Origin of the sequence: Prevotella sp. CAG:592 (assembly GCF_000436015.1) — a bacterium.
Taxonomy (GTDB): domain Bacteria; phylum Bacteroidota; class Bacteroidia; order Bacteroidales; family Bacteroidaceae; genus Prevotella; species Prevotella pectinovora.
On sequence record NZ_FR892571.1, the window covers coordinates 1 to 11,343 of the forward strand.

General features: G+C 52.6%; 7 protein-coding genes. All 7 read right to left on the reverse strand.

All coding sequences use genetic code 11. The features are described from left to right. Positions 1–112: 112 nt before the first annotated feature. The 7 genes from clpB to QVO99_RS05545 all read right to left on the reverse strand — a co-directional run bounded on the left by clpB (position 113) and on the right by QVO99_RS05545 (position 11,175). Positions 113–2,701, reverse strand: coding sequence for an ATP-dependent chaperone ClpB (gene clpB / locus QVO99_RS05515; RefSeq protein ID WP_022316604.1), 2,589 nt, complete (start codon positions 2,699–2,701; stop codon positions 113–115). 441 nt (positions 2,702–3,142) lie between these two features. Then, complete coding sequence (locus QVO99_RS05520; protein WP_022316605.1) at positions 3,143–3,493, reverse strand: TM2 domain-containing protein; 351 nt, start codon at positions 3,491–3,493, stop codon at positions 3,143–3,145. A gap of 306 nt (positions 3,494–3,799) precedes the next feature. Further along, a complete protein-coding gene (locus QVO99_RS05525) occupies positions 3,800–4,180 on the reverse strand; it encodes a DUF2752 domain-containing protein (protein WP_022316606.1) in 381 nt (126 codons plus the stop codon). A 14-nt stretch (positions 4,181–4,194) separates the two neighbouring features. Further along, a complete protein-coding gene (locus QVO99_RS05530; protein ID WP_022316607.1) occupies positions 4,195–4,602 on the reverse strand; it encodes a CD225/dispanin family protein in 408 nt (135 codons plus the stop codon). Between the two features lie 230 nt (positions 4,603–4,832). Next, positions 4,833–5,654 carry a GSCFA domain-containing protein gene (locus QVO99_RS05535; protein ID WP_022316608.1) on the reverse strand — a complete coding sequence of 274 codons (822 nt, stop codon included), beginning with the start codon at positions 5,652–5,654 and terminating at the stop codon, positions 4,833–4,835. Positions 5,655–5,685: 31 nt separating this feature from the next. Beyond that, a complete protein-coding gene (locus QVO99_RS05540; RefSeq protein ID WP_022316609.1) occupies positions 5,686–8,565 on the reverse strand; it encodes a bifunctional fucokinase/fucose-1-phosphate guanylyltransferase in 2,880 nt (959 codons plus the stop codon). A 30-nt stretch (positions 8,566–8,595) separates the two neighbouring features. Next, positions 8,596–11,175 (reverse strand): YfhO family protein, encoded by a 2,580-nt coding sequence (locus QVO99_RS05545; RefSeq protein WP_022316610.1) that lies wholly within the window; start codon positions 11,173–11,175, stop codon positions 8,596–8,598. Positions 11,176–11,343 lie beyond the last annotated feature (168 nt).

Genomic DNA, 11,343 nt, shown 5'->3' on the forward strand with positions numbered 1-11,343 from the left:
AGACAATGCTCGTGCCGAGCATACAACAAAAAAACGGAATACTGGCCTTTGTGGTCAATACTCCGTTTTTTTCTTTATCATTCATTAATCAGTTTCATTCCTATACCCCGCATCAGTTTCTGAACTGCAGACCGGCGCCGTTGGTATCGATAACGATAGGTTTCTCGCGGCTTACCTCCTCGGCGAGGATTTTCTTTGAGAGATCGTTGAGCACGAGGCGCTGGATGGCTCTCTTCACCGGACGTGCACCGAACTCCGGGTCGAAGCCTGCGTCGGCAAGATACTGTATTGCGGCATCGGTCACGTTGAGCGTGAAGCCCTGCGGCTCGAGCATCTTCTTCACGGCGTTCATCTGCAACGTCACTACCTGTGCTATCTCCTGCTTCGTGAGCGGCAGGAACATGATAGTCTCGTCGATACGGTTGAGGAACTCCGGACGGATGGTCTTCTTCAGCATCTCCATCACCTTCTGCTTGGTGTCGCTGATGATAGTGTCGCGGTTCTGGGCGTTGAGCTTCTCGAATTCCTGCTGTATGTACTGGCTTCCGAGGTTGGAGGTCATTATCACGATGGTGTTCTTGAAGTTTACGGTCCTTCCCTTGTTGTCGGTAAGCCTACCGTCGTCGAGCACCTGCAGCAGGATGTTGAACACGTCGGGGTGTGCCTTCTCTATCTCGTCGAAGAGTACGACGGAATATGGTTTGCGGCGCACTGCCTCTGTCAACTGTCCTCCCTCATCATAGCCTACATATCCTGGAGGTGCTCCGATGAGTCTCGACACACTGAACTTCTCTTGATATTCGCTCATGTCGATACGCGTCATCATCGTCTCGTCGTTGAAGAGGTATTCGGCGAGTGCCTTTGCCAGCTCCGTCTTACCCACACCTGTGGTGCCGAGGAAGATGAACGAGGCGATAGGTCTCTTGGGATCCTGCAGTCCGGCACGGCTACGACGCACGGCATCGCTGACGGCGGTGATTGCCTCATCCTGTCCGATTACTCTTTTGTGGAGCTCCTCTTCAAGATGCAACAGTTTCTCACGCTCGCTTTGCAGCATACGCGTCACTGGTATTCCGGTCCAGCGGCTCACCACTTCTGCTATATCATCGGCAGTGACTTCCTCTCTCACCATGGCTTCAGCACCTTGTGCGTTGCGCAGCTGACTCTGTATGGCGTTGATGTCGTCTTGCAGCGACTTCAGTTTGCTGTAGCGTATCTCTGCCACACGCTCATAGTTGCCTTCGCGCTCGGCACGTTCAGCCTCAATCTTCAGGTTCTCAATCTGCTGCTTGTCTTCCTGAATCTTGTTCACGAGGGCTTTCTCTCCTTCCCATTTGGCTCTATACTGCTTCTCCTGTTCTCTCAGGTCGGCAATATCCTTGTCGAGCTGATCAATCTTGGGCTGGTCGTTCTCTCGCTTTATTGCCTCGCGCTCAATCTCGAGCTGTTTCAACTTACGCGTAATCTCGTCGAGTTCCTCAGGCACGGAGTCACGCTCCATACGGAGTTTTGCTGCAGCCTCATCCATGAGGTCGATTGCCTTGTCTGGCAGGAAACGGTCGCTGATGTATCTCTCTGAGAGTTTTACGGCGGCAATGCAGGCATCATCCTGTATACGCACCTTGTGGTGGTTCTCGTAGCGCTCCTTCAGTCCACGCAGGATTGAGATGGCGCTCATCTCGTCTGGCTCGTCCACCATCACAGTCTGGAATCGTCTTTCCAGAGCCTTGTCCTTCTCGAAATATTTCTGATATTCGTTGAGTGTGGTGGCTCCGATGGCCCTGAGTTCTCCACGTGCCAATGCCGGCTTCAGGATGTTTGCGGCATCCATGGCTCCCTCTCCGCCTCCGGCTCCCACGAGGGTGTGTATCTCATCGATGAAGAGGATTATGCGGCCTTCGCTCTTGGTCACCTCGTTGATTACGCTCTTGAGTCTTTCCTCAAACTCGCCCTTGTATTTGGCTCCTGCCACAAGTGCTCCCATATCGAGAGAATAGAGCTGTTTGTCTTTCAGATTCTCCGGTACGTCACCTCTGACGATACGCTCGGCGAGTCCTTCCACGATGGCTGTCTTACCGGTTCCCGGCTCACCGATGAGGATCGGGTTGTTCTTGGTACGCCGAGACAGTATCTGCAATACTCGTCTGATTTCGTCGTCACGGCCTATCACTGGGTCGAGTTTGCCGGAGCGTGCCTGCTCCACGAGGTTCTTGGCGTATTTGTCGAGACTCTGATAGTTCTCGTCGCCGCTCTGCGAGCTCACCTTCTGTCCCTGCCGTAATTCGAGAATTGCCTTGCGCATGTCGTTCTCCGTGCACCCGGCGTCTTTCAATATTCTGCCTGCCGTGGCTCCATCTGAAATGACAGCCAGGAGAATCGTCTCCACGCTGACAAACTCGTCGCCCATCTGCTTTGCAAGGCTCTGCGATTTGGCGAGCACATTGTTGGCGTCGGTAGAGAGATATGGCTGTCCGCCCTGAACTCTCGGCAGGTGTTGTATCTCCTGGTCGGCAAGGGTCTCTATCTGCTGTGCGTTGACGCCGAGCTTCTGGAAGATGAAGTTGGCTACATCACGTCCCTTGAGGAGTATTCCCTTGAGGATGTGTACAGGTTCGATAGTCTGCTGACCGTTCTGCTGCGCGGTGTTGACGGCTTGCTGCACCACCTCCTGCGCCTTGATTGTAAACTTGTCGAATGTCATATTTTTATCTCCTTTCTTTTGTTATTATTCTTTATCCTGATTCTTTTTACCTTAACATCAAACAGTCATCAGGCCGTTTGAGATAATATCCTAAAGATGTGAAATCCAAACAAGTCTTAATGACCGATTCGGGTTTTGTTCATTCTGTTCGCTACCGATAGCGCAAAGGGCATACCACGCGAAGAAGCACGACAAATCGGCAGAAGTCTCTGACTATCAGGCATAAAAAAAGCCCCGCCAACCGACAAATAGTCAGAAAGCAGGGTATATTCTACCAATCTGCAATAGGCAGACCTTTCATCTGCAAGGTTTCAGTTCTTTTGTGTCATGGCTTTGCCTTGCTGATATAAAACACCACGACCTTAGAAAAAGATAGTAAACCACCGGAAAATGGGCAACGCCCGTGCCCAATTTCGACATAAATCCATTGACCGGGACAGATCAGAATCCGTTGCCCATCATACCGCCGTTTAGCAGCAGTTGGGCGTTCTTCTCCTTGGTCTTGTCCATGATGAGGAAGAGGTCGACGAGCCACCACACTCCACATCCGCCACAGGTGAGCAGCTTGATGACACCGAGACCAACATCGCCGATATACATACGGTCGATGCCGTAGCCGCCAAGGAATATTGATATCAGCAGACTGATGGTGGGGTCTTTCATCTGCATGAAGGCGACGTTGGCGGTATTGCTGTCCATTGTCTCCAGACGGCTCTTCACCATCGGATACATGTTTGCGGGAATCTTGCTGCCGTATACCATAAGCAGCTGGTCTATCTGATTTCTGTCCATATCACAGGAGGTTTATCGGGTGAATATAATATTTTAACCCAAAACGGTCATTAGGCCGTTCAATGTAGTATTTTAATAACTGCTTGCAGTCTTTTTTTTTTATAAGGCGTCTTTTGTCTGTTTTTAATTTGCAATAGCTCGCTATTACTCATTAAAAGTCAAACAAAATCCACTCTTCTAAAATATCAAAATCCAAGCAAGCCCTAATGACCGATTTGGGTTTAAAGTTTCGCAGGCTTTCAATTTGCTTTGGCTGTAAACAAGGTGACAAGATACGAGTAGACAAGGGGGATATGTATATGGTCGTCAAATGCCAAGGATGTTTCTCACTATCATCCAGATGAAGAAGGTGATGATATAGAACCACACCACGCAGCGGTGTTCTATCACCCTGGCCAAGGCATCGCGCCTCTTGCCATGCGGCATCGCCCACTCCACTATGAAGAGCAGGGCGTATGGCAGCGAAAAGGCGAGATAATAGTTATAGCGCAGCGCCGCCATCGGTTCGCCGTGGAGCAGAGCATGCAGGAAGCGCTGTATGCCACAGGCGGGACAGCTCAGTCCGGTGATGAGTTTCATCGGACATTTGGGAGCGTAGACAGCGTTAGACGGGTCTACGAGAAACAGTCCGCCCAGGATGACCGCCGTTATACCTATTATTATATATATACGCTTGGAGTATGCCACCTGTCAGTTTTGCTCTACATCATTGCACTGCACATACCTGCCATGAAATAAAATATGAACGAAATTACATTAATCACCAATCCGGAGATAAGTCCTATCATACTCCATTTCTTGGCGTCGGCAGCTGATGCCACGGCAGCCTGATACTGACCTGCCATATAGAGTGAGTTCACCTGACTTGCCTTCACGATACCTACGATGCCGAGGGGCAGACAGCAACACAAAGTGACGAGGATGGCAAGCACCATATTGTTGTCTGGCTTTGGAGGCATGTTGCCGTTGCCGAAGCCATTCTGGAAGCCGCCGTTATTCTGGAAGCCACCATTATTCTGGAAGCCGCCATTGTTCTGATAGCCGTTGTTGTTACCATAACCGTTATTATACTGCTGATTAGGCTGCTGTGGTTGATAGTTCTGATCCATAACTGATGAGTTTTAGTTGGTTTAGTGGGTAATTACTCGAAACAATCTCATTGCCTCTTCAAAGGCATCCACCGCCATGACCATTCCTTTCTTTTGACTTGCGACGGTGTTCTTTCTTGTTTCTAATTACAAAAGTACATAAAAAAATGCAAAATGATTAACCCCGGACTTATTTTTTTCAATAAACAACAGAAAAACAACACAATAGAGGTCATCAGGCCGTTTGGTGGTTAGACATCAAGCAGCGGATAATCCTTTTTCAAGTCAGCGATTTTCTGCTGAGTGCGCTGCACGAAGAGCTTATGTTCTTCGCTGTCGGGATTGAAGGGTTTATGGCCGAGAGCCTCACGGATGGGTCGCCAGCGGTTGAGAAATACATTGGTGGCAGCACTGAAATATAGGGACGAAAGGCGCTCCCAGATATAGCTGACGGTCTGATCCGAGGGATGGAGCATGTCTTCCTTATAGAAGCGATAGTCGCGCAGTTCGTCGTTCACTATCTCATAGGCCGGGAAATAGCTGCAGCAGTCGTATTCACTACAGAGTTTGTCGGCAGCCAGAAGCAGTGTCGCCTTGGATAGCTGACTGCCATGGAATCCGTATTTGGCATAGCGGATGGGACTGACGGTCACTATCACCTTCAGGTCCCGACATACGCCACGGAGAATGCCTATTGCCTCGGCGAGGGCATCCCGACACTGGTCGATGGTGAGTTCTTCTTCCTGAAAGAGGCGTTGCGGACGCTTCTGGCAGTTGTCCACAATCTCGCCGGTCTCTCGCAGACGATAGACGTGGTTGGTGCCGAGGGTGAAGACGCACACCAGACGGTCGTAGCTGTCAGCTTGCAACGGCATGGCGAAGCGGCGCACGGTGTGCAGGATGCTCACCGGATTATACATCACGCCGTAGGGGTTCACCACGGCACGGAATTTTTCGTCGGCAAACCGGCGCCCGATATTGTCGGCGAAACAAGAGCCGACAAACAGCATCTGCTCCAATGGCTCTATGCTGAATGCCGGCTTTGGTATGTCTACTTCTGTTCTGAATATCATATCATCCAATGATTTTATCTTTGAGCCTCACTTAGCTGCGGCTCACCTGCAGACCGGTTTCGCTGAGCGTCATGTCAACGAAGCGGGCATTGGCGTTGGGACGGTTCTCATTGATTATCTTGCGGATGCGGGCTGCCGCTTCCGTATCTTTTGCCACCATATACAGATAGCCGCCGCCACCGGCTCCCGGCAGTTTGTAGCCGAGGCAGAGGTCGTCGACCATATTCGTTATCGCCCTCACGCTGTCGGGATTGGTACCGCTGTCCATCGCCTGGTTCTGCGTCCAGGTCTTGCGTATCAGTCCTCCCATGCGCTGGAAATCGGCACGCTGTATGGCGTCATACATGTCGAGCGTATGGCATTTCATGTCTCTGAGCATAGCGAGTTCTCCACTGTGGTTGAGGAACATCCGTCTGACTATCTCCGAGAGGATGGTCTTTGCCGTGCGTGTGATTCCTGTGTAGTACAGCAGATGGCAAGCCTTGTATTCATTGCGGGTGAAGAGGTCGCCCGGCAACCAGCGCACCGTAGGGTTCTGGTCGAAGCCACGCTCCGTCTGCAGCAGTTTCACTCCTTCGAGCACTCCGCCGAACTGGTCTTGCCAGCCTCCACCGGTGGTGAGCATCTGCTCCAATGCCAGAGTGCGCCTGCCTATCTCTCCCTTGTCCCAGGAGAGTCCGCAGAAGTCGTTCAAGGCTCCGAGCACTGTGGCGGCGAGCACACTGCTCGTGCCCAGTCCGCTGCCGGCAGGGATGGCAGAGAGCAATGTCAGTTCTATTCCGCAACCGAATACCATCAGCTGGTCTTTCAGCGTATTGTGCTGCTCCACGGCGTATGCCGGAAGGAATCCGGCAAGGGCGAGGGCTGCCTTGGGGATGGAGAACGGACTGCCCACGTGTCTGAAGTCAGCGAGCTGTTCGAATGTCGTTATCTGCTCAGAGGCTCCCAGGTCGATGCTCCGCAGTATGATATGCGGTTCGCTGCAGGGTCTGATGTATGTCTGCAACGGCGGCTGGCCGTTGAGTTCTATAGCGAGGTTTATCACGTTTCCGCCTTCCATCAGGCAATATGGCGGCGTATCGGTCCATCCGCCGGCGATGTCGATTCTCACCGGACTGCGTGCCCACACTATCTGGTCGGCATATACCGACATTCGTGGCTGCTGCTTCACGGCGGCCTGCGGAGCGATGAGCCCCTGACGGAGAAGGGCGAAAGCCTTCTCTTCAAATTCCGCCGAACCAGTAGTGTCGCCGCGGCGTCTCGACAGTTCTGAGCGGAACATGTTGTCGTGTATCCTCGTCAGCAGCGGAGCGGAGTCGGCAATAGGTTCCGGAGCCGGGATGCCGTAGAGGGCAAACTCCTTTGCGGCATCGCTGAGGTCCACCTGATAGAACACGCTGTGGCGATAGTTCTTTGCCACCGATGCCCAGCTCGACGCTCTGAATTCGTTGCGCTGTCTGGTGAGGCGTTCGAGGTCTGCCTCGTTAGAGATGTCGTCAGCACTGAGGCGGCGTGCCTCCTGCCAGAGAGCGAGAGCTTCATCACGTTCCTCCTCGCTGAGCTCCTGTCTGCCGTCTATCATCCAGCGCAGCAGCAGCTGCATGCCGTAGGTATCGTATACCACTGGGAATATGCGGGCAGACTGCAGGTCTTCTTTTCCGTCGATGCAGTTTATATCTATGTTGCGCTCTGCAGCCCATTGCGTGAATGGCATTCCGAGGTATTCCACTGATGGGTCGGAGAGATTGCCACGGAACTTGTCATTGAATCCATAGGGGCGCACCACGTATCCGTTCTCTTCCACCGGCACGATGTCAACACACTGTCCTGGCTGCAAATGCAGGCTCCAGTCATTCTCCGGCACTCCGGTGATGATATTCTCGCGGGTGAGAGTCCAGTTCTTGCCCACCCAACTGTTCTCTATCCAGATGTTCTGGTTCTCTGCCGTCAGCTGACAGTCTCTCTCAGCATTCTGCACGAAGAGTGAGGGATGCGGCTTGAGGGAGTGGTGCATGATTTCGCGCTGGTCGTTCACGAGGTTCTGTATGGCGAGCGTAGATGAGAGTATCTCGTGGCTCGTGCCATAATGGTAGAACTCGCCGCCCGGCAACGGGAGCACGGCGACGGTGAGGTCGGCCAGGTCACTGTCTGGCGACGTCGGTTTGTCGCCGAGGGCGCAGCCGAACTCTGAATACATGTCGTAGTTGATTATATCGCCACTTGTCAGGTCGCCATTCTTCAGCGATTTCTTCATGAGCATCTTCACCGCCTTGTCGCTGAGCAGCCAGATGCCGATGTCGGTGAGATAGAGGTGGGTGTTGAGAAGTTCGCCCAGAGTCTTCACCGATGGCTTCTGGAGCATGCATTCCATCTCTGTGGGGTTGTCGCGGCGCGACACGAAAACACCGTGGTCTTTGGCTATCTCCGGTCCGAGCCATAGTCCGTAGCACACCACGTCTGCCTCGGGTATGTCGCCCAGGGGGTCGGTGGTACGGATATACACGTCGCCGCTCACTATCATAGTGTGAAGCGAGCGTGGCGCTGCATCCATTATCTGCTTATAAAGCGGTATCTGCAACGAGAGCAGATCTTGCGACAGTCTCTGTCCGCGCTCCCATCGAAACACGGGTATCGGCGTCAGAATCTTTCCCGACGGGGCGTATGCAGGCAACCGTCGGCTCTGTCCGCCGGCATGCAGGATAAGGCGTCTGTCGGCAGAAAGCCATTCGTCGAAGGTCTTTCCGGCGGCATCGGCGGCATAAGCCTGTTGCAGCAGCCATGTGGTGCCGCCTCCCGAACCGAGTTTCTTCCCTACCGGGTCATTGGAGCAGAACCACTCCTTCCTGTCGTATCCGGTGATATCATGAAAGCAGTCCACCAAGTTTGGCGGAAGTGACAATAGTTTCTTCATCTTAGATCTATAGTTTGTCAGTTTCGGTTTCTACTCTTCTGTCTTGCCAGCCTTGCGTCTTCTGTATTCTCTATATACGAGCAGCAGGAGGATTACGACGAGCAGTGAATATCCTATATAGGCAATGGTCTCTGTGGTAGTCACCGTGGCTGGCTTGAAGGTGAGCACCACCTTGTGTTTGCCCGGTTTCACGTTGATGGCACGCAGGATATAGTTCACCCGTCCCATCTCTACCGGCTGTCCGTCAACGGTGGCTGTCCAGCCCGGATAGTACACCTCTGAGAACACCACTACTCCACCCTTGTCGGAGTTCACGTCGTAGGTCAGCTCGTTTGGCTGGTATGAGGTGATGGTGACGAGCGAGTTGCCGTCCTGCTTCGTGGCGTTGCCTATCTGCCGTGCGAATTTCTTGTCTGCCACAGCCTCGTGGCGCAGGTCTATCTTCGCCATAAGATCCATCTCCTGGTTGGCATTGTCTACGAAGCTTACCTTATCCACAAACCATGCCACTCCATAGGCATAGGGGTTCATGATAGGCACTGTCTGTCCGCCGTTGAGCGGCATCACGAAATATTTGGCGTTTAGCATGCTTATCACAGGATAGATGCTGTCGCCGTTCACCTTTGTCATGTCTCCGCCGGCCTCAACGATTGCCGTCATAGCCTTCTGCATCTGCGGCTGGATATAGCGCTCTATCATCTCCTGATAGCGGCGTAGCTTGGCCGGATGGTATCCGCCGAGACTCTTGTGGAAGTATGACGTCTCGTTCTCGCTGAAGGTATTCGACGCGAAGTTGAGCACGCGGTAGTTGCCACACTCGGTCTTGTCCTGTAGTATCTGCTTGTCGGTAGCCGTCATCTGGATAGGATTCTCGCGCACGCTCTTCTCCACGAACATTCCGTCGTTGAGATAGCGTTTGTCTATCTGCCACATGTCAACGAGACAGAGCACGCAGATGAGTCCTACCATGGCTTTGGCATTGAGTTTCCTGTATATGAAAGCCATGAGGAAGGCGCTGCCGATGAGTATGATGAAGAACGAGCGCCAGCAGTCTGCCGTAAACACGGCGATGCGCATCTGGCGAAGGTTGGCGAGCAGCGGATTGAGATATTCCTGAGGTATCTGCGAGAGAGCGCGCATCTCGTTCTGCGACACGAAGTCGGAGAAGAATGCCGTAGGCATCAATGCAAAGGCGAGGGCAATTCCTGCCGTCATAAGGAAGCTGATGAGGATATAGTCGCGCTTTTTGCGGGCGAAGACTGACAGCCACGACACGAATATCGTAACCGGCAGCTTGTCGCGCATGGTGAGTTTCTCCTGCAACACTTCCGGGTGTTCTATTAATTCCTTCAGGGCGAGCATGGCGAGGAGCGGGATGGTGAACTCGGCGATGACGAGTATCGACGCCACGGTGCGGAACTTGGCATACATCGGCATATAGTCGATGAAGAAATCTGTCAGTCCCATGAAGTTATGTCCCCACGATAGCATCACGGAAAGATAGGTGGCTGCCACGAGCGCCCACTTTATAGGTCCCTTCACTATCAGGGCTCCAAGGAAGAAGAGCATCAGCACGAAGGCTCCCACATACACCGGCCCGCTGGTCATTGGCTGGTCGCCCCAGTATTGTCCGAGCTGCTGGTATACCTCCATGAACTGCGGGTCTGCCTTCTGCATCGCCGTCTCGCTCTGCGCCAATGGCACCGAGGCTCCTCCCTTGGTGTTTGGCACGAGCAGCGTCCATGTCTCGTCCACTCCGTAGCTCCACTGAGTGATGTAGTCGCGCTCCAGTCCGCTGTCGGTCTGGTTGGCTGAGCGCTGCTTCACGAGCTCGCTCTTGCCTCTCATCGACTCCTTGCTGTATTCCCAGGTGTGGTAGAGGTTGCTGAGGTTGATGCTCACTCCGATGAGGGCTCCGAGGGCACACACTCCGGTGGCTTTCAGGAAGTGTGCCATCTGCTTCTTGCGGATGGCGTCAACGAGGTATGCCACTACCATGAAGAAGATGATGAAGAGATAATAGTATGTCATCTGCACGTGGTTGGCAAATATCTCAAATGCCGTGAAGAGTGCCGTGACGAAGAGTCCCCAGAGGTATTTTCCTCTGTATGCCAGCACAATACCTCCTATCATAGGCGGCAGATATGCCAGTGCCATCACCTTCCAGATATGTCCGGCAGCGATGATGATGAGGAAATAGCTGGAGAATGCCCACACCACGGAACCGAGCGCTGCAAGATAGGTCTTGAAGTTGAACGCCCTGAGCATGATATAGAATCCGAGCAGGTAGACGAAAAGATACCACACGTTTTCGGGCAGTCCCAAATGATACACGTCTACGATGTCGGTGAGCGTGGTGAGACTCTTGTATGCCGGTGAAATCTGATATGTCGGCATACCGCAGAATCCGGATCCCGTCCAGCGAGTGATGTCGCCGTCGGTGCGGTCACGATATTCCTGTGCTTCATGTCCGAGTCCTACTCCGGCTTGGGAGTCGTGGCGGAAGAGCACCTTGCCGTCGATGTCGGCAGGAAAGAAATAGGCGAAAGAAATCACTGCAAAGAGCAGCACTGCCAGCACGTCCGGCAGATATTGTTTCCAGTTTTTCATTATAGCTATAAATTGTTTATTGTCTTCTTTTCGTTTGCAAATTTAGACAAAACAAATGAATTACAGGTATCGGGAAATGGAAAGTTGAACTTTGCATTGCAAAATTATATATTATGATTACCCGTTGGCGGAATTAATTTAACCCAAAGCGGTCATTAGGGCTTGCTT